The sequence below is a fragment of the Sphingobacterium sp. BIGb0116 genome (genome assembly GCF_024808035.1).
GTDB classification, from domain to species: Bacteria; Bacteroidota; Bacteroidia; order Sphingobacteriales; family Sphingobacteriaceae; genus Sphingobacterium; species Sphingobacterium paramultivorum.
Genome location: NZ_JANUDT010000007.1, coordinates 234,047 through 256,682 on the forward strand (window position 1 = coordinate 234,047; position 22,636 = coordinate 256,682).

At 40.2% G+C, this 22,636-nt stretch carries 16 protein-coding genes; 8 read left to right on the plus strand and 8 right to left on the minus strand.

The window, feature by feature from the left end; all coding sequences use genetic code 11:
• Window positions 1–3: 3 nt before the first annotated feature.
• From M2419_RS17460 to M2419_RS17470, 3 genes are all read right to left on the minus strand, one after another.
• Entirely contained in the window at window positions 4–1,200 is a 1,197-nt protein-coding gene (locus M2419_RS17460; protein WP_259255466.1) for a PCMD domain-containing protein, read from the minus strand.
• A gap of 144 nt (window positions 1,201–1,344) precedes the next feature.
• Window positions 1,345–1,707, minus strand: coding sequence for an MmcQ/YjbR family DNA-binding protein (locus M2419_RS17465; RefSeq protein WP_159727412.1), 363 nt, complete (start codon window positions 1,705–1,707; stop codon window positions 1,345–1,347).
• A gap of 524 nt (window positions 1,708–2,231) precedes the next feature.
• The gene (locus M2419_RS17470; protein WP_153844327.1) at window positions 2,232–2,786 is read right to left on the minus strand and encodes a thioredoxin family protein; all 555 of its coding nucleotides are present in this window, start codon (window positions 2,784–2,786) and stop codon (window positions 2,232–2,234) included.
• Between the two features lie 227 nt (window positions 2,787–3,013).
• On the opposite strand from M2419_RS17470, the gene M2419_RS17475 reads away from it, so the two are divergent.
• The 3 genes from M2419_RS17475 to dnaK all read left to right on the plus strand — a co-directional run bounded on the left by M2419_RS17475 (window position 3,014) and on the right by dnaK (window position 8,615).
• Window positions 3,014–5,701 carry a TonB-dependent receptor gene (locus tag M2419_RS17475; protein ID WP_259255467.1) on the plus strand — a complete coding sequence of 896 codons (2,688 nt, stop codon included), beginning with the start codon at window positions 3,014–3,016 and terminating at the stop codon, window positions 5,699–5,701.
• Window positions 5,694–6,578 carry a GLPGLI family protein gene (locus M2419_RS17480; RefSeq protein WP_259255468.1) on the plus strand — a complete coding sequence of 295 codons (885 nt, stop codon included), beginning with the start codon at window positions 5,694–5,696 and terminating at the stop codon, window positions 6,576–6,578. The genes M2419_RS17475 and M2419_RS17480 overlap by 8 nt, the downstream gene beginning before the upstream one ends.
• A gap of 132 nt (window positions 6,579–6,710) precedes the next feature.
• A complete protein-coding gene (gene dnaK, locus M2419_RS17485) occupies window positions 6,711–8,615 on the plus strand; it encodes a molecular chaperone DnaK (protein ID WP_153844330.1) in 1,905 nt (634 codons plus the stop codon).
• Between the two features lie 111 nt (window positions 8,616–8,726).
• Here dnaK and M2419_RS17490 read toward each other — a convergent pair whose 3' ends face one another.
• From M2419_RS17490 to M2419_RS17500, 3 genes are all read right to left on the minus strand, one after another.
• Window positions 8,727–9,410: a TIGR02117 family protein gene (locus M2419_RS17490; RefSeq protein ID WP_182330660.1), complete on the minus strand. Its 684-nt coding sequence runs from the start codon at window positions 9,408–9,410 to the stop codon at window positions 8,727–8,729.
• Between the two features lie 98 nt (window positions 9,411–9,508).
• Window positions 9,509–10,420 carry a sugar phosphate nucleotidyltransferase gene (locus tag M2419_RS17495; protein WP_153844332.1) on the minus strand — a complete coding sequence of 304 codons (912 nt, stop codon included), beginning with the start codon at window positions 10,418–10,420 and terminating at the stop codon, window positions 9,509–9,511.
• 134 nt (window positions 10,421–10,554) lie between these two features.
• Window positions 10,555–12,096: a helicase HerA-like domain-containing protein gene (locus M2419_RS17500; RefSeq protein ID WP_182330659.1), complete on the minus strand. Its 1,542-nt coding sequence runs from the start codon at window positions 12,094–12,096 to the stop codon at window positions 10,555–10,557.
• Between the two features lie 168 nt (window positions 12,097–12,264).
• On the opposite strand from M2419_RS17500, the gene M2419_RS17505 reads away from it, so the two are divergent.
• The 5 genes from M2419_RS17505 (at window position 12,265) to M2419_RS17525 (ending at window position 18,222) form a co-directional block, all read left to right on the plus strand.
• Window positions 12,265–12,600 carry a hypothetical protein gene (locus M2419_RS17505; RefSeq protein WP_228280107.1) on the plus strand — a complete coding sequence of 112 codons (336 nt, stop codon included), beginning with the start codon at window positions 12,265–12,267 and terminating at the stop codon, window positions 12,598–12,600.
• A gap of 245 nt (window positions 12,601–12,845) precedes the next feature.
• Window positions 12,846–14,390 carry a SulP family inorganic anion transporter gene (locus tag M2419_RS17510; protein WP_182330658.1) on the plus strand — a complete coding sequence of 515 codons (1,545 nt, stop codon included), beginning with the start codon at window positions 12,846–12,848 and terminating at the stop codon, window positions 14,388–14,390.
• Window positions 14,391–14,599: 209 nt separating this feature from the next.
• Window positions 14,600–15,247, plus strand: a complete 648-nt coding sequence (locus M2419_RS17515; protein ID WP_075994442.1) for a carbonic anhydrase — start codon at window positions 14,600–14,602, stop codon at window positions 15,245–15,247.
• A 178-nt stretch (window positions 15,248–15,425) separates the two neighbouring features.
• A complete protein-coding gene (locus M2419_RS17520) occupies window positions 15,426–17,096 on the plus strand; it encodes a glutamine--tRNA ligase/YqeY domain fusion protein (RefSeq protein WP_182330657.1) in 1,671 nt (556 codons plus the stop codon).
• A gap of 460 nt (window positions 17,097–17,556) precedes the next feature.
• Complete coding sequence (locus tag M2419_RS17525) at window positions 17,557–18,222, plus strand: OmpW family protein (RefSeq protein WP_088163182.1); 666 nt, start codon at window positions 17,557–17,559, stop codon at window positions 18,220–18,222.
• Between the two features lie 146 nt (window positions 18,223–18,368).
• Here M2419_RS17525 and M2419_RS17530 read toward each other — a convergent pair whose 3' ends face one another.
• Window positions 18,369–21,398: a DUF2723 domain-containing protein gene (locus M2419_RS17530; RefSeq protein ID WP_182330656.1), complete on the minus strand. Its 3,030-nt coding sequence runs from the start codon at window positions 21,396–21,398 to the stop codon at window positions 18,369–18,371.
• 247 nt (window positions 21,399–21,645) lie between these two features.
• On the minus strand, window positions 21,646–22,602 hold the full coding sequence (locus M2419_RS17535; protein WP_153844338.1) for a methylenetetrahydrofolate reductase: 957 nt from the start codon (window positions 22,600–22,602) through the stop codon (window positions 21,646–21,648).
• Between the last annotated feature and the right edge of the window lie 34 nt (window positions 22,603–22,636).

Sequence of the window (22,636 nt, forward strand, 5' to 3'; positions counted from 1 at the left end):
TCATTATTTCTTCGTTACAATTTTGAGATCATCCACCGTTAACTTACTACCGACAGCACCAATAAAATTATCACCATATTTACTCGAAGACATCACAATAGCAATGCTATAATCCAAATTGGCAACGTCAGCATCATTTACTTTCGCCGTGTACTTAAATGGCAATGTAAACTTGACAAAACCATCGGTCGCTGTTGCGCCACCATTTTCCAGCCTGGCTATAGCCACTATACTTGGATCTTTCAAAATATTATGTCCGGTCAAATAGGAAACTTTCTTCTTCGGATCAGGTTCCGAATCCATCAGCTGCTTGCGATTATAAAAAACCGCATAGATATCACAGGAATCTTTGGTATTGACCGGTTTCATGTTTTCATCCGTCACATTCGCGCCTGGACTATATTTATAGTAACCTTCCAAAACCAACGGTATCTGATTGAAAGGAAGACCAAACTGCGTTGCCGAAAGTGGATCTGTCAATACAGGTCCCGTATCAAACGCTCCTATAAAAAGATTTCCGGCAGCAATAGGTTTCTTGAACATCGCCCCAAAAGCACCGGTCAACTTCGTTTCCAGTAAAGCCGCTTTCGATCCTGAATGTGCATCCGAACTCGTTTTAGTAGGATATGATTCGGGTTCCTTTGTACCTCCCCCTAAGCTCAGTGTCAAGGAGAAACTTGGATTTCCGGAAGCCCAATTATAGAAATCCTGACCATCAATTTTATTATAAAATATGGTGTATTTATCATCCTTATCGATCGCCGTATCTTCAAAACCATATTCTGTTGGAACAAATCCACCATCTGTTTTCACAATTTTAATCAGGTAGTTCTTTGTAAACTGATGATCTTCGGACGTAACTTTATAATATACGCCGTTTTTTAGCAATTCATCAACGATTGCTTTATTCATATCCTGAGTTCCGACAGGCATTTTCAAAGAATCCTTCAAAAGCTCAATGGAGGCACCAGGAGTCAGGTCAAAAGTCAAATTCAACTTGGTAAGATCATGAATATTGGGCTGAAGATAAAGTGTAACTTGCGTATTTGAGATGACCGGGTTCAGCAAGAAGACATCTTCATCGGCATGAACACCGACAATATCCGCTTCCATATTAAGCGCTTCTTCCTTTATACAACTTCCCAAACTGAAAAGAAGCATAAAACAGATTACCCACGAGTAATTTCGTGTTCGTTTCATAAAAATAATATTTAGTGTAAATTTAATGATCGATGTTATTGAGCGATACATCGATTTGGCAAAGCTACCATTCCTCACTCCAAAAACAGCTCTTTTAACTCCTTTTATGCACCAAGCAACTAATTCTTTACACGTAAAACACACTTAGCGCCCGCTAATTTCTTGTCTAATCTTCGCGGGCAGGCTTTCGACAATAAGTTGATAGCTATGCAAAATCAACTCTTCAAGCTTTCTATCATCAAGTTCCCGATTGGCAATAATGGTATTCCAATGCTTTTTATTCATATGATACCCGGGAAGCACTGTGTGTTCGTGCCTTTCACGCAGTTCGATTGCCCATTCGGGATTACACTTCACATTAAACCGCAGCTGATCAATCTGATCTAGTCCCACCAATAAAAAAATCTTGCCGCCAACCTTAAATACCAGTGTATCCGGACCGAATGGCGTCTCTTCCATAACTGGTCCAATAGATAAACAATATTCCCTCAGATCTTCAATGTTCATATTTTTTTTAGTTTTAGTTATCGCTTAAGCTAATCTGAATGCCCACCATAAAATGGGCAATAATTCATATAAAGCTAACAAAAACAGCGGGTCGTTTTACTTAAAATCTTTTAATCTTTAGCAAAGGCGATATTAAATCTATTGGCAATAAAGCAATACGGATACAAAGAAAAACAAATGCGGAATAAACTGGAATTAGACAATGAAAAGGATAGGACAACTTCGGCCTTTATAGGAATTATCGACGGATATGAAGCGGTACTCATTCGGAGCTTCTTCGCTTGTAACCGAAGAAGCTCCGAATGAGTACCGAACAAGTACCGAGGAAGCACCGAACAAGCAGCGTTAAAAGGCAGAATATATTATACTGAAATAGGCTTACCTATACCAAAGTTAAACGCGGACTGTTACAGCGAATTCTTTCACTTTTTCAAACCATGCTCAGGAAAGACCAGGTCTACTCCTGAGATGATTATCCGGTTAAACTTTAAAATTGCCAGTCTATTATAAAGATGTATTTTTTCTTATTTTTCTAGCAAAGCCTGGATTTCCTTTTGGATTTCGGTTCCTTTATCGGCATTGTACCACTTTTGAATCTCCTCTTTGATTTCGGAGAAATCTGCCCCTTGCGCTTTCATATTCAAAAACAGCTCCTGGCAGGCTTGCGGTCTTGGACCCCAGACAGCCAAATCCTGTCCCTGTTCATTACGTATCACCAGAATTGGAATAGATTTACCTCCGTTGGTTAAATAAGAATCGATCAGAAACGGAGCGCTGTCACGCAGTTGGATATCCACGGTAATATTGGGATTTTTTGAGGCCATCTTCGCCAACATAGGCACCGAATGCGCTGCATCCCCACACCAAGGTTCAGTAATAATGATCCATTGTTGCTTTTCAGTAATTGACTCCACAAATTGTTCAAAAGTCGACGTTGGTTCAAAGCGTTTTAACCAACGGCCCATTCTTGTCCAGTTCATTTTTGTGTACTGATAATATTCATCATCTTGATAGGTAGGGTGATTCTCAGGATGATTTAAGATATCTTCGAATTGTTGTAAGTAATTTTCAAACGTCATAATACCAATTTTGTGCAAAGGTAAATTTTACTTCTAACTTTCTCAAAAAACCTTCCGCCAACAATCTGTATTGAATGCAATAAAAAAAATGATGCTCAAAAAGTACATGTACAGCAAGAAGAAATGTGATTTCCTCTACCTTGTATACCAAAGATTTTACATTCAGAAGAGATGTTTTACATTTATTAACGATTAAGTAAATTATATTTGAAAGATACAACCCGTACATGAAAAGATTAGTTCAATTAATACTTTTACTATTTATCGTCATCAACAGTGCTTACTCCCAAATAAACATCAAGGGGAGGATTCTAGACAAGGCGGATGACAAGCCCCTAACCAATGCTTCCATCATTTTACTGAACCGCGATTCAGTCCTCCGTTATTTTAACCGAGCCAATGAAGAGGGAAAATTCCAGGTCAAAAATATCAAACCCGGGAGCTATATTATTTTGGCCACGTACCCCAAGTTTGAACTATATAGTGATACGATCCAAATTGCAGACAAAGATCTCGATTTGCATGATATCAAAATAAATTCCCAAAGAAATGTTTTGCAGGAGGTGATTGTCACCCGACGTCTTCCAATTACACTGAAAGGCGACACCATCGAATATGATGCGGCGAGTTTTGCAACAGAAAAGAATGCGAAGTTAGAAGATTTACTACGCCGTCTACCCGGTTTTACGGTTACGGGAGACGGAAGTATCACTGCTCAAGGGAAATCAGTACAGAAGGTTTTTATTGATGGGGAAGAATTTTTTGGTTATGATCCTAAAATAGCCATTCGAAATGTACGGGCAGATGCCGTTGACAAGGTGCAGCTCTATGAGAAAAAATCGGAGGAGGCTGAGCTGTCAGGTATCGATGATGGCGTAAGAATCCAGACAGTTAATGTTGTACTCAAAGAGAAAGCAAGAAAGGGTATCTTTGGAAACATGGAAGCATTGGCTGGATCAAAAGAATTGTATGCGGGAAATCTCTTTGCGGCCAAATTTAATAAGACTGAGCGGATTGGCATCACCGCGAGTCACAACAACATGGGCAGTTCAAGCGGCCGTGAAGGCTCTCTACGCATGAACAACCAAATTACGGGCGCACCACTGAACACAAACCTTGGCGCCAATTATGAAAATCAGTTCTTCAAAAAAGCCCTAAAAGTCAATGCCAACTATGGTTACGACAACAACAGCAACAGGAATCACTCGGAGACTTACAATAAGAATGTACTGCCAGACGAGTCCATTCAGGAAAAAAACAGCAAAAACGATAATGAAAGGCATAGTCGAAGCAATGGTTTAAGGTCAACCCTTAACATGCGACTGGATTCCACGCAAACTATGGAACTTCAATCCAATGCCAATTGGGCCAACAACGCTAATCTAACCTACACAGACAGCAAAACGGGCGACGGATCAGGTAATCCGATCAGCGACTTTAGGGAGAACAATCAATCCAATTCTTCAAGCTCCAACAATAATTTCCGTTTAAATTATAGAAAACGGTTAAAAGCGGGTCGTTCTGTAAACCTAATGGTCGGGAATAACCATAAAGAGTCAAATTCAGACAGCAAAGTCTATTCGCGAACCTATTTCTACAAAACAGGAGATAGCACAATTATTGACCAAGACCGGCACGGACGGAATAGCGGAAATGACTTCAACTCGTCAATTAACTTCAATAACCGAATCAGCGATTACATTAATTTGGCGCTAGGTTATAGCTTTAATCATTCGAAGAATACGAACACACAAAATTCGACAGACAATATCACGCAAAAGTTTGATTCACTGTATTCTCAAAATCAGATTGACAATAACACCAATCAAGGTGTTAATATTAACTTTTCTTATCGTAAAGAAAAGCTGGAAATCAATTTTTCAAACCGTACGTTCTACAAGAATCAAAAGTTAAATGATAGTTACAGGTCAATCGATCTCGCCCGGAATTTTTGGGACAACAATTTAAATGTTGATGCGAATTATCATCTTTCAAATAGCAAAAATATACGTTTAGCTTATCAAAGTTCGAATATCATCCCCTCCTTCGATCAGCTACAACCACTGCAACCTCAGACCAATCCTTTGTTTCAACAAGTTGGTAATCCGGACCTAAAACGCGCGGTGAACAATAATATTTCGGCCAATTATAATGCTTTCAGTTTATTGAAAGGAACCAACATCAATATCAACGGAAACTTATCTTTCGTAACTAATCCGATTGTCAACAAAACAACCATACTTGACAACTCTGCCCAGATCAGTACTTATGAAAATCTATCTGGTAAATCCAACTGGAATGGCGGTCTGAATATCAACCATATGCAGCCCTTGGCCAATCGTCGTATCAATTTTAACAAAAGTGCAAACGTTAGATTTAACAACAGCTATAGCTACACCAAATTTGAAGGCGGACAATCCGGCGGCGAGTTTCTGCTGAACAATGCAAAGAATACCAACTTTAGCCTAGGTTCAAGCTTAAATGAGCAAGATTCAGAAGGATTCGATTTCGACCTTTCTGCAAACGCAGGCTTTAATATCCAGCAAAACTCGATCAACACACAATACAATGCAACAAGTTTTCAAGGTGGGACCTCAGCCTATGTCAAATACTTTCTACCGAAGAAGTTTAATATCATGGCCAACATCTTCTATAGCTATACAGGACCTACGAAACTTTATAAGAAATCAATCAATCAATTTTATACCAATATCGAATTGGAGAAAAAAGTACTGAAAGATGAGAGCATGACACTCAGTGTAAAGGCCTTTGACCTCTTCAATACGTTTAACAACACACGCCGTAATGCGAGTGATACCAACTACTCCGAATCCGTTCAACAGGTATTGACACAGTATTTCTTGGTCGGTGTAAAATGGGATTTTAACAAATATCTAGGGAAAGGAAATGATTAAAAAAATATATTTAACCGTAATCATCTGCTGTTTGTGTGGCTTATCGCTTCAGGCGCAATACGCCTATTTTGGAAGTAGGGGTACCATTAGTTTTGACAAAGTCACCTACACAAAAGCACGCATACGGCAGATGTCCAACGACATGAGCTCGAAAGGGATGGACAGAGGTATGGGAATGGTCGAATATCTCGACAAGGTACCGGATTCACATACAGAAAAATTAAACTTCTACTTTGATGAGAATTCTACCGTGTTGATGCCCGAGGAAAGCCAGGGTACCGAAAAACAACGTGCTGAAGTAAAAATGGCTGCCCCTACGATAACTTCGGCCAATGGCAGAGGGGGCAGATCTCAGGGCGCGACCCGAATCGGAGGAAACCAAAGGGGGCAGTTTAGAGGTGGTGCCAACAAGAATGGCAAAGTCCTCTACCAGGATCTGAAAGCGGGTACAGCAGACATCCAGCTTGACATCGACGAAAAATACATTCTTTCGGAAACATTGGACAGCATCACTTGGCGTTTCACGGAGGAGTTCCGCAATATTGCTGGTGTAAACTGCCGTAGAGTCAACGGCGCCACCAAAGACTCACTTTATCTGATTGCTTACTATTCGGAAGAAATCCCAGTATCAGCAGGACCAGCCTTGAGTCATGGCCTCCCGGGAATGATATTGGGTCTTGTCATCCCAGAAATGCACATTCAATATTGGGCTACAAATATCGCCTATACCAATAAACTTGTTCCTTCTGATTGGCGGGATAAGAAATCAAAAAAAATGAAACTTGCCGAATTCTCGGAAATCTTTGGCAGATATATGCCACGTAATCGCCAAAACGAGTCAGCAAAAAAAAGGATATTAGAGCAACTGGTATATTGAAAATGTCAGTTTGGCAGTACCTAAAGACAAATTGATGACAAATAGTGTTTTTTTTACAAAACTTTTGGATTGGCATAAGGGTTGATAATAGACTGATAGAATTTATTTAAGTAAAAAATTAAAACACAAGATATGTCTAAAATTATAGGAATTGACTTAGGTACTACAAACTCATGTGTTGCCGTAATGGAAGGTAACGAGCCTGTAGTAATTACGAACAACGAAGGTAAACGTACAACTCCTTCGATCGTAGCTTTCGTAGAAGGTGGCGAGCGCAAAGTTGGGGATCCAGCAAAGCGTCAAGCAATTACTAACCCGCATAAAACTATTTATTCCATCAAGCGTTTTATGGGACTTTCATACGATGAAGCTGTGAAAGAAGCTGAACACGTACCTTATAATATCGTTAAAGGTGACAACAATACACCTCGTGTAGAAATTGATGACCGCAAATATACACCACAAGAGATCTCTGCAATGATTCTTCAAAAAATGAAGAAAACAGCTGAGGATTTCTTAGGTCAAGAAGTAACCGAAGCTGTTATTACAGTTCCTGCATATTTCAACGACGCACAACGTCAAGCAACAAAAGAAGCTGGTGAAATCGCTGGTTTATCTGTAAAACGTATCATCAACGAGCCTACAGCAGCAGCTTTAGCTTACGGTTTGGACAAAGCACACAAAGACATGAAAATTGCTGTGTTTGACTGTGGTGGTGGTACACATGACGTTTCCGTATTGGAATTAGGTGACGGTGTATTTGAAGTTAAATCTACTGACGGTGACACACACTTAGGTGGTGATGACTTTGATAACGTAATCATCAACTGGTTGAACGAAGAATTCAAAAGTGAAAACAATGGCTTTGACTTGAAAAAAGATCCAATGGCATTGCAACGTTTGAAAGAAGCTGCTGAGAAAGCGAAAATTGAATTATCAAGCGCAACTTCTACTGAAATCAACTTGCCATATATCACTGCTGATGCAACTGGTCCAAAACACTTAGTTCGTTCATTATCACGCGCTAAATTTGAGGCTTTGGCAGCTGACTTGATCAAGAGAACAATTGCTCCTTGTGAGTCTGCATTGAAAAATGCTGGTTTCAGCAAATCTGATATTGACGAAATTATCTTAGTAGGTGGTTCTACTCGTATCCCTGCAATCGTTGAAGCTGTAAAAGCATTCTTCGGAAAAGAACCTTCTAAAGGTGTAAACCCTGATGAAGTTGTAGCTTTAGGTGCTGCTATCCAAGGTGGTGTATTGACAGGTGAAGTAAAAGACGTTTTATTATTGGATGTTACTCCACTTTCATTAGGTATTGAAACAATGGGTGGTGTGATGACTAAATTGATCGAAGCAAATACAACAATTCCAACTAAAAAATCGGAAACGTTCTCTACTGCTTCAGACAATCAGCCATCTGTAGAAATTCACATCTTACAAGGTGAGCGTCCTATGGCAACCCAAAACCGTACAATCGGCCGTTTCCATTTGAATGACATTCCACCAGCTCCTCGTGGCGTTCCTCAAATCGAAGTTACTTTTGATATTGATGCGAATGGTATCATCAAAGTATCGGCGAAAGATAAAGCTACTGGAAAAGAACAAAATATCCGTATCGAAGCATCTTCAGGTTTGTCTGACGACGAAATCAAACGCATGAAAGAAGAAGCTGAAGCAAATGCTGATGCTGACAAAAAAATGAAAGAAGAAGCTGACAAAGTAAATGCAGCTGACGCTTTAATCTTCTCAACTGAAAAACAATTGAAAGAATATGGCGATAAAATTTCAGCAGATAAAAAAGCGCCAATTGAAGCTGGCTTAACAAAATTAAAAGCTGCTTACGAAGCGAAAAACTTTGCTGATATCGACGCTGCTTCCGAAGAATTGCAAAATGCTTGGAATGCTGCCTCTGAAGAAATGTATGCTGCTTCTCAAGGTGGTGCACAACAACCTCAAGGTGATGCAGGTCAAGCTCAAGGTGGAAACCAAGGTGGTGATGATGTAACTGACGTAGATTACGAAGAAGTGAAGTAATCACTCCTCCTCATAAAAAAAGCTCCGGGATTAATCCTGGAGCTTTTTTTATGTCTATCATTTTCACTATCTCACTTCACATTCAACGAGATCCTGCTTATGGATTTCTAGCTACTTCTTATGCTTATAGTGACTTAATATTCCTTTGTCCAATGTCGCCCATATACCTGCTGGCATAGCCGCCTTCTTTAAGGCATTATTTGTCCAGGTATTGCAGGAATAAAACATGCTATAGGCTCCTTTTGCTTCATAAAAAGCGTCTGAGTCACCATACTGTGCGTCTGTTTTCACCAAAATAGTTTCCGCTTGATTTCGATCCAACGAATCTTCTATATACTTTATCAGATCCCGGTATTGGGATCTACTGATTTGATAAGCAAAACATAACTCATCCTGTTGAACCGAATTGTAATAGGTCACATGAATGGCAGACTCCCCCAATCCAAAGGCAGCAACAAAAGCCGTCGATGCTTTTAGATCCTTCCATTCTGGTGTATCCAAATAGAATCCTTTATCACCCCAACCGATACCCACATACCGATATCCGCTATGTTTCCCAACTGTATTCCCATAAGGAAATAGTTGCGACCAATCCATATCTTCGTTAACGACAGGCAATACAATATCGGTATGAATACCATTGGACTGAACAAAAACCTGAATCGTCTTCTCTTCGTCTATATTCTTCTTTGGAGCCGAAATCCTTGACAGACTGTATTCAGCAACAATATAGAGCACACAAAAAGACAACAATCCTAAAATAATATAACCAAACACCTTAAGAATTTTTTTCATCTAAGATCTATTTCCGCTCAATTAATCTAGCCCACAGGTCAAAAAAAACCTGTATTGCTTGACAATACAGGTTCAATATAAGCTATTTCTTTTAGCTCTTAAAATAACTTTTCAGGATATATTCCATCAGCTACTAATTTCGAAATCGATTCTTGTACGATAGGTTTATCTTCTTTATAAGTTACGCCAAACCATTTCGAAGACGTTGGGATCACTTTAAAATCAGCCAACTTATGTTTCACCATATAATCCGGTACGGAAGGAATGAAAAATTCTGCTTTTAAATTCTCCTTATTTTCCTCAACAAATGCAGGGAACATCGCCTGCGCCACTTCGAAAATCTTTGGTGTAAAACCCCAAAAATTCATCGAAACACGGGTTTTTGGATCTAGATCTGTTTCAACACCATTTTCTTCATAAACGATTTTACGATCGTCACCTTCACCTTTGTAGTATATATTTGTACGTTCAGTTACACTTTCCATGTGTCCAGAAGGGGTAACCTCACATACTCCGCGTGAAACATAACCATAATCAGACATGGTATTTCCTACCTGGAAGCCCATCAATGACATTTGCTCATCAGAGACTTCGGTTGTTAAGAATTGGGCCATTTTTTGAAAAGAATCCGAGCCATAGAAATCGTCTGCATTGATTACACAAAAAGGTTCATGCACTTTATCCTTAGCGCTCATCACCGCATGGGCAGTACCCCAAGGTTTAGTTCTTTCGATAACGTGGCTAACACCGAATTTCGTTAGGTCAAAATCTTGAAAAGCGTAATCTACTTCTATTTTACCTTTCAATTTTTCATCAAATACCGATTTCATCTTTTCCAGAAATTCTTCCCGGATAATGAATACAACTTTTCCAAATCCTGCGCGAATGGCATCGTAAATTGAATAGTCAATAATTGTCTCGCCGTGTGGGCCAAAACCGTCTACTTGTTTTAAAGAACCATACCGGCTAGCCATTCCTGCTGCCAAAATCAAAAGGGTTGGTTTACTCATATTTAAATTGCGTTAATAGAATTTTCTTTTCGTCCGCAAACTTAGCTAAATTTGCCCTTAAAAGCAAATCTAGCTAAGTTCAGCTCCACCTTCAAAGGTATAGTATTGAAACGAAAAGAATCAAAAAATTATTGTTATTTCTTTTTTAAGAATGCGTTTAATAAACCCGTCGCTAATTTACCCAAAAACTTAACGCCTTCCCGTGCTAAAGTCGTTGTCGCAGTTCGTTGTGCAGCCTCCAAAGGCGTCTGTCTTCTGGAAGAAGGCCGACTTGCCTTCTCTGCTTCTTTTTCCTGTGCCGCACGTTGTTGTTCCTGCTCCGCTGCCTGCATTCTTTCATCTATGATTTCAGCTGCAGAACGATTTTCTTGTCGCTCCTGGTATTTAGCTTTCAAATCAGACTGATTGATAATCTGGTTGATTGTTGCATCAGCTGCAGGCCCCATCACGGCACGTGCCGGTACCAAATGCGTAGCAACAACCTCTGTAGGAATACCTTTGTCATTCAATACGGTAATCAATGCCTGTCCCGTCCCCAAAGCGGTCAACACCTGATCAATTTCATAAAAATCAGATTTTGGATACGTTTTAACTGTCTTCTTTAAGTTTTCAGCATCATTGGGTGTAAAGGCACGCAATGCATGCTGTACCCGATTTCCCAATTGCGCCAATACAGACTCCGGCACATCGGTTGGAGACTGTGTACAGAAGAAAACACCAATCCCCTTCGAACGGATAAGACGAATAATCTGATCCACCTGTGTCAAAAAGGCTTTAGGAGCTCCGTTGAACAGCAGATGGGCTTCATCAAAGAAAAAGACCAGCTTCGGTTTATCCAGGTCGCCAACTTCGGGCATATTTTTAAACAATTGTGCCAACAAACTCAATAAGAATGTAGAATACAGTATGGGCTGATCCTGCACATCGGAAATATTCAACAGGCTAATCACGCCCCTACCATCTACTTTTTGAAACAAATCGTTGATATCAAACTCTTTCTCGCCAAAGATATGAGCCAAACCTTGCTGCTCCAGGGCGACGATCTTACGCAGGATAGTTCCTGAGCTGGCGGAACTAATCTTACCATAATCGCTTTTGATTTCTTCGCTACCGGGTCCTTCTGAAAGGTAGCTTAGCAGTTTTTTAGTATCTGAAAAATCGATCAATGGCATTTGATGATCTTGCGCATATTTAAACATCGCGGCCAATACCCCTGTTTGTGTTTCATTGAGCTCCAGGATCCGGCCCAGCAAGACCGGTCCGAAATCTTCTACGGTAATCCGCATAGGAATCCCCTTATTGCCAGAAAGTGAATACAGTTCAACGGGAAACGACGACGGCTCAAACGGCACCCCCACAGCGTTTCCCCGATCAATAAGGGCCTGATTGGTGACACCTGGTTCTGCTAAGCCTGATAGATCGCCTTTGACATCCAGCATAAATACAGGTACAGAGGCATCCGACAACTGTTCGGCGATCAATTGCAACGTACGCGTTTTACCGGTTCCGGTGGCCCCGGCAATAAGTCCGTGACGGTTCATCATTTTCAAGGCTAAATTCACTTTCGCTTCAGCCAAAATTTCACCATTGAGCATTCCCGCTCCCAGATAGATAAATGCTCCTTTGGGATTATAGGAGGCCTGGACCTTCTCAATAAATTGTTCTTTATTTGCCATATGAAAGGCTTAATATTTATAAATCAAAAAAAATTGAAAACTTTTCAAAAAATAATCTCTTCGTCACAATTTCGTGCCAAATTTTATTTTTAGTGCACTATTAATTTGAATTTAACATAGAATTACTATTTTTACGATGTAAAACAGTAAGATTAAAGGTAATAAAAAATGTTAAATAAGAGATTTAGATTTGTGGCAGCATTCCTTTGTGCTATCATCTTTTTCACAAAGATGGCCATTTCTATTTCGCCTATTTTTTCCAACAGCTTAGATCAAAGCACCATCTTACAAGTCGTTTTACAACTGGAAATCGAAAACAATAACGGTGCAAGTAACGATACACTTGAAACCGCCTCAAAATTTTTCAATACAAAAACAGAAGAACCTATTGTATTTGAAACCATTACCGTTGAGAACCAAGGAAAACAGAAGAATTATCTTAAAAATGAGAAAAGCATTTTAGCTTTCCATCCTACGGTTCCAACACCGCCTCCTAACTGTTAATACAGGCATCCCTGAGTTAGGGATGTATTTCCATCGACCCGCATGCAAAAGATAAAGCATGTGCGGTATCCTTGATTTTTCTGAAGTAACCTTATCTGCTTTAGCTTGGTTGAGTCTTATCGTTGAGCTTTCTCAGCAAGACGCTTTGTCAATGCTATTGAAGGTCATATGATATAACGATACAAAGCTACAGCTAGCTAAAGTTTGCCTGATGAAAACTTTATTTATAGATAAACACAAATTTTATGTTTGGAACTCGTACGTCGGCTTTTCTGAAACTATCGAAAAGAGACTTAAAATATGACTTCCCTGCTAGTGTTGTGGTGTTTTTGGTGGCACTTCCATTATGTTTGGGAATTGCAATGGCCTCTGGTGCGCCATTGTTTGCAGGATTATTGACTGGTGTAATTGGTGGAATCGTTGTCGCTTCAATCAGTAAATCACCACTCAGTGTAAGTGGGCCAGCTGCTGGCCTTACCGTTATTGTCTTAGGTGCTATTCAGAGCCTAGGTGCATATGAAACCTTTCTACTTGCCGTCGTGATCGCTGGTGTAGTACAGATCATTCTTGGCATATTAAAAGCCGGGATGATCGGCAATTATTTCCCTTCAGCGGTCATTGTAGGTATGCTTGCTGCGATCGGTATCACAATTATCATGAAGCAGATTCCTTTGGCATTGGGCTTAGTGGAAACACATGCCTTCGAAATGGACAATGGACATGGTATTGGCGCCTATTTTGATACGATCGCCTCTGCGATCAACTTTGGGGCATTAATCATCTGTGCACTATCATTGGCAATCCTAATCTTCTGGCCATCTATTCCAAAGCTTAATAAGGTTCCGGCCCCATTGGTTGTCGTGATTCTGGGCGTAAGCTTAGCTTATTTTTTCAACGGTTCAGCGCTTCAATTGCATGATAAACAATTTGTTTTGGTCCCTATTGTAGGTTCTTTTGCTGAATTCACAGGATTATTTACCCTACCGGACTTCACACAGATTGTCAACAAAGATGTGTGGATAGCTGCATTTACGATTGCAATTATTGCAAGTCTAGAAACCTTATTGAGTATCGAGGCGGTTGATAAAATAGACCCTTACAAAAGAAATACGCCAACCAACCGTGAACTCGTTGCACAAGGAATCGGTAACATGACCAGCGGACTTCTAGGTGGTCTACCCTTAACATCCGTTATCGTACGCTCATCAGCAAACGTCAATGCAGGTGGAAAAACGAGACAGTCTGCTATCATGCATGGTATGTGGCTATTGGTCGCTATGCTCGCTATCCCAACAATGCTGAATATGATTCCTTTAGCCTGTTTAGCGGCTATCCTTCTCCATACAGGGTATAAATTGGCTAAACCAAGTCTATTCACCTCAATGTACAAAAAAGGCTTAGATCAATTTATTCCATTTTTTGTCACCATTGTAGCGATCGTGTTTACCGACCTTCTTATGGGTGTAGGAATAGGTATTGTCGTGGCGACATTCTATATTTTGAGAGCAAATATGAAAAATGCTTTCAAATATAATGTTGAAAAAGACAATGAAGAAGATAAGGCCGTCATTACATTAGCGGAGGAAGTATCCTTTTTGAACAAGGTTCCGATCCAACAGAAATTATACAGCTTACCAAAATCTATCAGTAAGATCCGCATCGATGGAACATTCAGTAAATTTATAGACAAGGATGTCATCGAAGTCATAAAAGATTTTGAGCAGAACGCGAGAAGTAAGGGAAAAGACATCGAGCTTTTGCAGGTTGTCTATAAAAAACCCTCCTCATAAGGGAAAGGTTTTCCACGTATCGCGTAAGCCATTACCTTCCATCGTTCTACCATCAATCCTTGGTTGAAATAAGAGGAAGGATTATTGAACATCAAGAACAGATTTTCAATAAAAAATAAGTTGTTTGAAGTAAACAATGAATTTAGACATTTGTATTATTATAATAAAATCGAAACGATGCCTTTGGGCAAGAGTGAAATAAGAAGAATATGGAAAATAAAGATTTAAAAATAGGATTTGACAATATCATAAAGGGAAATAAAGAGTGGATGGAATTTGTAAAGAATGACGCTACGGGACGCTTCCAACAACTTGCTAAAGGTCAAAATCCGGAAATTCTTTGGATCGGTTGTGCAGATAGCCGTGTACCCGCAAATGAATTGACAGGTACAAAGCCAGGGGAGGTTTTCGTTCACCGTAATATTGCCAACATGGTTATTCACTCGGATATGAGTATGCTTTCCGTATTAGACTATGCCGTGAATGTGCTGAAAGTAAAACATGTGATTATCGCTGGTCACTATGGCTGCGGTGGTGTTGCGGCTTCTTTAAGCCGTAAGCAGTATGGTATTATTGACAACTGGTTGGGCCATATCAAGGATGTCTATCGCTTACATAGCGCAGAGATCGATGCGATCCAGGAACATGATAAAAAAGTAAATCGCTTAATCGAGCTCAACGTACAAGAACAGGTTTTCAATCTTTGTGCGACGTCGATTATCCAAAACGCATGGAAAGAGCGTAATGATCTTGCGGTACATGGAATGATTATCAATATCGGCACGGGAGAATTGATCGATCAACATTGTACCTTTACCAATAATGATGAGCTAGGTGAAGTCTTCGCTTATAAATAGAGTAGTAATAAAAATCGGTAAAAAGGGACGAAATTTCGTCCCTTTTTTATTTCATATCCCAACGTTATTAAGTCTCTCCATTCCAACAGATACAGCTGGCATATTCAACCACTCATGCTAAGCCGAATATCTACGATCTGCTAGCTAATATTTCACGGCGAATAATTAACTTTGTATTATGAGTGAAGAAAAATCATTAAATTTTATCGAGGAAATTGTCGAAGAGGATCTTCGTACAGGGAAGCATGGCGGACGTGTATTGACACGTTTTCCTCCTGAGCCAAATGGTTACCTCCACATTGGTCACGCCAAATCCATCTGCTTGAATTTTGGATTAGCACAGCAGTATAATGGCAAGACTAATCTACGTTTTGATGACACTAACCCTGTCACTGAGGACACTGAGTATGTTGAAAGTATCAAGAAAGATATTCAATGGCTTGGATTCCAGTGGGCAGAGGAATTATATACTTCAGATTATTTCGAGACACTATATAGTTATGCCGTTGATCTAATTAAAAAAGGTCTAGCTTATGTCGACGACAGTACTGCTGAAGAAATTGCAGCAGCAAAAGGTACCCCAACAGAACCGGGTGTTCCAACTCCCTATCGCGATAGGTCTATTGAGGAAAATCTAACCTTATTCGCGGCTATGCGTGCCGGTAAATACCAAGATGGTGAAAAAGTGCTACGCGCAAAGATTGATTTAGCTAGCCCGAATATGCATTTGCGTGATCCTTTGTTATACCGCATCAAACATGCACATCACCACAGAACAGGGAATCAATGGTGTATCTACCCAATGTATGATTTTGCGCATGGACAATCAGATTCCATTGAGAAAATTACACATTCGATCTGTACGTTGGAATTTATTCCACACCGTCCACTTTATGATTGGTGTATTGATAAATTAGAGATTTTCCCTTCCAAACAATACGAATTTGCACGTTTGAATATGACTTATACCGTCATGAGTAAACGTAAATTGCTGCAGTTGGTCAATGAGAAGTTTGTTGAAAGCTGGGACGACCCGCGTATGCCTACGATCTCAGGATTGCGCAGAAGAGGGTATACACCTGCAAGTATCCGCAACTTCTGTGAAAAAATCGGTGTTCAAAAACGGGAAAACATGATCGATGTCAGCCTTTTGGAATTTTGTATCCGTGAGGATCTCAACAAAACGGCATGGCGCAGAATGGCTGTTCTTGATCCGATCAAATTGGTGATCACAAACTATCCTGATGGTCAGGTCGAGGATCTTGTTGGCGAGAACAATCCAGAAGTCGAAGGTGGTGAAGGTTCACGCTCTATTCCATTTTCAAAAGAGCTCTGGATAGAGCGCGATGATTTTATGGAAGATGCACCAAAAAAATTCTTCCGTTTAGGCCCTGGGCTTTCCGTACGTTTGAAACATGCTTACATCGTCACCTGTCATGATTTTGTGAAAGATGAAAACGGCAATGTAACGGAAGTTCATTGTACGTATGTTCCAAACTCAAAATCAGGAGAAGACACTTCGGGATTAAAAGTAAAAGGAACAATCCACTGGATCTCGGTTCCACATGCAAAAGAAGCCGAAGTGAGATTGTACGACAGATTGTTCAATGATGAAAATCCTGCTGCTGCAGAAGATTTTAAAGCATCGATAAATCCTGAAAGCCTACATATTATTGAACGTGCTTACATTGAACCGGATCTTGCAAATGCAACCCCGGGGAAAGGATATCAGTTTATACGATTGGGGTATTTTACCTTAGATACACATTCAACTCCAGCTCATTTAGTCTTTAACCGTACGGTTACATTAAAAGACTCTTGGGGTAAGGAAGTAAAGAAAAACGCGTAAAACCGTAACCTATAAAAAGAAGAGGTTGGAAGTGATTCCAACCTCTTCTTTTTATGGTGTATTCTTATCCCCAATATTCTCCAACATGCCGGATTTATATCCCCATTAATCTTGCTAAACTACAGCTCTGTCAACCTCTTGAAACATCAGCGCTCATAGCATAAAGCTTCGCAAAGAATCCACTCCTGCTCGAAAATGACCACCTTTTATCAGGTTAGCCCGTTCTCAATCCAGATAACTGCTTGAAAACTGCCTGCTCTTTTACTTTCTTCGAACTGAAAAACTACAAGAGACGATTTATGCCCTCCCGTACTTCTCTTTTTTTACAGCAGTAATTTATAAAGGTACATCATCTGCAATAAGAAAAACATCGTATCATTCATTTTTCAACCTGATTATCGTCACTCTTTTGCCGTGATTTTAGCAATAGTTTTACAGCAAACAAAATACCCTTAATGATATGAAAAAGCTACTTTTAATTGCACTAACACTCACTCTAGGCGCACTAAGTTTACAGGCACAAACAATCCCTAATCAACGCTGGCAAATGAGACTCAGAGGTGTGACAGTCATGCCAAACGAATCGGCCAATATTAATACCATAGGCGGAGACGTCGACATCAATACGAAATTTATCCCTGAACTGGACTTCACCTATTTCTTCACAAAAAACATTGCTGCGGAATTGATCCTTGGGACTACAAAACATAAAGTTAATACAACCGGTTCAAATTTAACTGCCATTGGTGGTAGTTCATCCAGCAATGTCGATCTTGGCAGTGTATGGCTCCTTCCACCCACACTGACAGCTCAGTATCATTTCTTCCCCGATGGTGCCATTAAACCTTATGTAGGTGCAGGAATAAATTATACAATATTCTATAGCGTCAACGCGGGACAAACGGTAAAAAATGTAAAATACGATAATGCTTTCGGTTTTGCGACTCAACTGGGAATTGATTTTAAGCTATCTGAAAAATATTTCGTGAATTTGGATGCGAAGTACATTCTTTTAAAAACCGATGTCAATGTTGATGCATCAAATCTTGCACCTAACTTATCCATACCGGCAAAAGTTGACATCAATCCCTTCCTGCTCGGCTTTGGTGTCGGCATGAAATTCTAATCATTTGGCTCATTCCCTATCCTATATGTATCGAGGCCTCTTCCAATATTTTAGAAGAGGCCTCATCTGGTTTTTTTACCTCAAGTATAGCAGTCAATTTACCGTTTAGGCAGACCGCGTAAATTTGGTTCAGTGTGTCATCAAAATTATTCTACTCCGTACCAATTTTGATATTGCTGTCTCAAGCGCTCAACACGTGCCAATCGCTTGGTATCTTTTGCTTCCAATAAAATAGCCTTATACCGGTCTACAGAGTCCAAACCGGTCTGAATATCATTCCACTCGAAGCTCAGGTTTTTCTTATCCGACACCAACTGATGTAGATACTCCATATTTTCAGCCACATAATCAAGGTTTCGGTCCATCATCCTGTTGGCTAGCTGAGGTTGTCCCGAACGATATAGACTATCGATAATATCGGCATAATTGATGGCATCCGACATCGCATATACGCGATCTGGTAATTGATCGTATGCTTTTTTTGCTACTTCCCCAGCTTGTTTGACCTGACCATTGGCCAAGAGCATCCGGGCGGCTTTTCCAAATATATCACGGGCGTACATACTTGTAAAGCGAAACGAATCTGTATCTAAATACTGTGCATTTTTAACATTGCCCCAATGATACGTATGCATAATATTGTTATATAATGCTTCCATGTTAACTAGCCCGGCCTGCTCATTTCGTTTTCCTGTCGACTGATCTGTAGCAGCGACGGGCATCAATCGGGAAGTAAAGCCTTCATTGACCAGGTATTTATCCAGGCCCAATTTAATGTCACTTGGCAGCATGTTCGAAAAATATATTGGTCTGTCCCAATGGTTATTTTCAAGCACCGATAACAAGGTTAAATCCGCCCTGGTCAGATGATCATTCGGAATTTCCCATTCCATTGCAGAAACAATAGCGCCCTGAAAATAAGCTGGAACCGCTTTTTTCTTAACCACCTCCTCTTTATCAATGCGCAATTGGACCTTCTTGGAAGGGAAATAGTTTTCCATATCACCGGAATTCAACTGAACTTTATACTCGGGATCATCCGATGTGACAAACTGTAATAGTTGCTGTATATCTACCGCATTGTCAAGTTGTCTATCCACAAAAGGGATATAATCACGAACGCCTTTTTTCGTCTTTTCAGCTGGGATCGTCACGGGAAGACCTGCCGCTTGATACGTCGGCTGCTTGGCCTGTTGCATATACCAATCGCCAGTCAGATAACTTAATACCACAACCCGAACATCCGGACGTACTCCTTCCACTTCTTGCAAATACCATACAGGAAATGTATCATGATCTCCATAGGTAAATAGAATAGCATTTGGAGCACAGGATTCTAAATAATTACGTGCCATGTCCCTTGCCAGCGATTTTTCAGAACGATTATGATCATCCCAATTTTGATGGGCCAAAATAATGGGACCGCCCAATAAAGCGAAAGAAATACCTGTCGCTAACGCATACCTTGTTTGTACAAAACGGTTGAGAAACCGAACAAATGCTATTGCTCCCAGTCCGATCCAGATCGCAAACGCATAAAAAGATCCTACGTAAGCATAATCTCGTTCCCGAGGTTGCATAGGAGTTTGGTTGAGATAAACAACGATCGCTATTCCCGTAAACACAAACAGTAAGGTCAAGACCAAGGTATAAGGTTTATTGTTCCGGTACAACCAGATCGCTCCGGCTATTCCCAGTAGCAGTGGAAGGAAAAAATAGGTATTCCGGCTCGGGTCATGCTTCTGTGATTGGGATATTTTATCTTGCCCCCCCAAACGCCAATTATCCAATGGTTTAATCCCCGACAACCAGTTGCCGTCACTATAGGTCCCATACCCCTGCCTGTCATTCTGTCTACCGACAAAATTCCACAAGAAATATCGGGTATACATATCGCCCAGTTGAAAATTAAAAAAGAACTTAAAATTATCAGAGAATTGTGGCTGCTGCCCCTCCTTCAAATTGAGGTAACTCCTATAATAAGCTTGATGGGCTCCATCTTGACTATATATGCGGGGAAAGAAAGTTTCCTTATCAAACGTATACTTATCGACCTGACTAAAAGGAATATAACCTGATTCATCTTTGCGATAACCGGTTTTACTCTCGACACCAACGACCTGTGAATCATAATTGGGTCCTTTGAGTAAAGGTTCCCGGATATATTGCTCCCGGCTCAGATAACCCAAAAAAGAAAACACATTGTCTGGCGCATTATTGTTTAACGAGGGATTCGCTTTTCCACGGATCAAAACCATGGTATAGGAGCTATACCCAAATAGAATAAAACAAAAGACCAGTAGTCCGGTATGGAGTGTATATTGCTGCTTTTTATAAGAATAATATAGGCCATAAATGAGGAAGCCCCCCAACAGCAGACACATGAAGAAGATGCCTGAGCCAAAGCCCAAACCTAGCGAGTTTACAAATAAGAGATCCACTTTAGCAGCTAGACCGACCAACCATTGAATAATTCCCCACAAAACGGCCCCCAAGATCAGCACTCCTACCAGGAAAGCTTTTACTGTACCTTTCGCATTAACCTGTCCTGCTCTTCTGAAATAGACAACCATCGCTATAGCCGGGATTGCCAACAGATTTAATAGGTGCACTCCGATTGAAAGGCCCATAACAAAAGCAATAAAAACCAGCCAACGATCGCTACCTTCTTCATCTGCACGCACTTCCCACTTTAAAATTGCCCAAAAAACAATCGCTGTACACAATGAAGACATCGCATATACCTCAGATTCAACAGCCGAATACCAGAATGAATCACTGAAGCAGAAAGCCATTGCACCAACTAAACCCGCAGCAAAAATTTGGAAATAATTCGATAATTGAACTTTCTCTTGCCTGTTGAGTATCCTTTTGGCAATTGCTGTTATCGTCCAGAATAAAAATGTAACAGTAAGCCCACTGCAGATTGCGGATCCAATATTCATCCAATAGGCAATTTTACCTGCATTACCAAAAGCCAGGTTGGAAAATATATTCTGAATAAGAAGAAATAATGGTGCTCCCGGTTGGTGTGCCACTTCTAGCTTGTAGGCACAGGCAATAAATTCACCACAATCCCACCAGCTTACCGTCTTTTCAACGGTGGCGATATATACACATGTAGCAATTAGTCCGCAAGCAAAGCCGAGTAGAGAATTTAATCTAGTGTACTTCATAAGGTCAATTTGGTCTATTGTTAAAATCCTTTTTAGCACTTTAAGTTAAAAAGTTATCCTGACTCCAATAAGTTAATTAACACTATTTAACACAAGTATCTGACTATAAACAGGCTACTCAACCCTGAATATAGAGACCGACCTAAACCACACTATCGAAATTATGGACTTATTTCGGGCTTTCACAACTAATATTACAATAAAAAAAGGAAGCTTATTGGCTCCCTTTTCGTATTATTTTTATGAGTTAGGCTAGTTTTTCAACAATTTTCTTTGTTGGACCAGGATTACTCATCGTATAGAAATGTAATACCGGAGCGCCAAATTTAATCAGCTCCTGACATTGTTGCACCAACCACTCCTCACCGACTTGTCTGACGTCGGCATTCGTTTTACATGCTGAAACAGCATCGCTCAGTTCCTCCGGAATATCTAAATGAAATATCCTTGGTAAGGTCACCAACTGCTTTTTCGTTGTCAATGGTTTTAATCCTGGAATAATAGGCACATGGATTCCATTGTCTCTACATTTTGTTACAAACTCTTTGTATTTTTCAACATTAAAGAACATCTGAGTCACAATAAACTCTGCTCCCATATCGACTTTTTGTTTCAGATATTTAAAATCAGTATTGAAATTTGGCGATTCAAAATGCTTTTCGGGATATCCCGCTACTCCGATGCAAAAATCAGTCTTTTCCGATGTGATAATGTCTTCATGCAAATACTTTCCTTTATTCATATCAGTTACCTGTTCCAATAGGTCTGTTGCAAAAGCATGTCCACCATCGCTCGGTATGAAATCGGCATCGCCTTTACGTGCATCTCCCCGCAATACCAAGACGTTATCTATCCCCAGGAAGTTCAAATCGATCAGGGCATTTTCAGTTTCCTCTTTTGTAAAACCACCACATATCAAATGGGGCACCGCATCTACTTTATATTTATTCATGATTGCAGCACATATCGCCACTGTCCCAGGACGTTTACGATAGGAAACGCGTTCCAGTAATCCACTCGCATGCTCTTTATAGATATAATCTTCCCGATGGTAGGTTACGTCGATAAAAGGAGGTTTAAACTCCATCAGTTCATCCATGGTTTTAAAAATACTTTGGATGCCCTGCCCTTTTGCCGGTGGCAATAGCTCAAAAGAAAACAATGTTTTTCCTTTGGCATTCTGGATATGATCGATAATCTTCATTAAAAAACTGTTTTTAGTTTGGTTGGCTTACATC

Excerpts from the sequence above, each read along its gene's own strand:
- M2419_RS17480 (WP_259255468.1), top strand. The coding sequence starts at position 5,694 with ATGATTAAAAAAATATATTTAACCGTAATCATCTGCTGTTTGTGTGGC.
- M2419_RS17535 (WP_153844338.1), bottom strand. The coding sequence starts at position 22,602 with ATGAAGATTATCGATCATATCCAGAATGCCAAAGGAAAAACATTGTTT.
- M2419_RS17505 (WP_228280107.1), top strand. The coding sequence starts at position 12,265 with ATGTTAAATAAGAGATTTAGATTTGTGGCAGCATTCCTTTGTGCTATC.
- M2419_RS17500 (WP_182330659.1), bottom strand. The coding sequence starts at position 12,096 with ATGGCAAATAAAGAACAATTTATTGAGAAGGTCCAGGCCTCCTATAAT.
- M2419_RS17460 (WP_259255466.1), bottom strand. The coding sequence starts at position 1,200 with ATGAAACGAACACGAAATTACTCGTGGGTAATCTGTTTTATGCTTCTT.
- M2419_RS17465 (WP_159727412.1), bottom strand. The coding sequence starts at position 1,707 with ATGAACATTGAAGATCTGAGGGAATATTGTTTATCTATTGGACCAGTT.
- M2419_RS17525 (WP_088163182.1), top strand. The coding sequence starts at position 17,557 with ATGAAAAAGCTACTTTTAATTGCACTAACACTCACTCTAGGCGCACTA.
- M2419_RS17530 (WP_182330656.1), bottom strand. The coding sequence starts at position 21,398 with ATGAAGTACACTAGATTAAATTCTCTACTCGGCTTTGCTTGCGGACTA.
- M2419_RS17475 (WP_259255467.1), top strand. The coding sequence starts at position 3,014 with ATGAAAAGATTAGTTCAATTAATACTTTTACTATTTATCGTCATCAAC.
- M2419_RS17520 (WP_182330657.1), top strand. The coding sequence starts at position 15,426 with ATGAGTGAAGAAAAATCATTAAATTTTATCGAGGAAATTGTCGAAGAG.
- M2419_RS17470 (WP_153844327.1), bottom strand. The coding sequence starts at position 2,786 with ATGACGTTTGAAAATTACTTACAACAATTCGAAGATATCTTAAATCAT.
- M2419_RS17515 (WP_075994442.1), top strand. The coding sequence starts at position 14,600 with ATGGAAAATAAAGATTTAAAAATAGGATTTGACAATATCATAAAGGGA.
- M2419_RS17490 (WP_182330660.1), bottom strand. The coding sequence starts at position 9,410 with ATGAAAAAAATTCTTAAGGTGTTTGGTTATATTATTTTAGGATTGTTG.
- dnaK (WP_153844330.1), top strand. The coding sequence starts at position 6,711 with ATGTCTAAAATTATAGGAATTGACTTAGGTACTACAAACTCATGTGTT.
- M2419_RS17510 (WP_182330658.1), top strand. The coding sequence starts at position 12,846 with ATGTTTGGAACTCGTACGTCGGCTTTTCTGAAACTATCGAAAAGAGAC.
- M2419_RS17495 (WP_153844332.1), bottom strand. The coding sequence starts at position 10,420 with ATGAGTAAACCAACCCTTTTGATTTTGGCAGCAGGAATGGCTAGCCGG.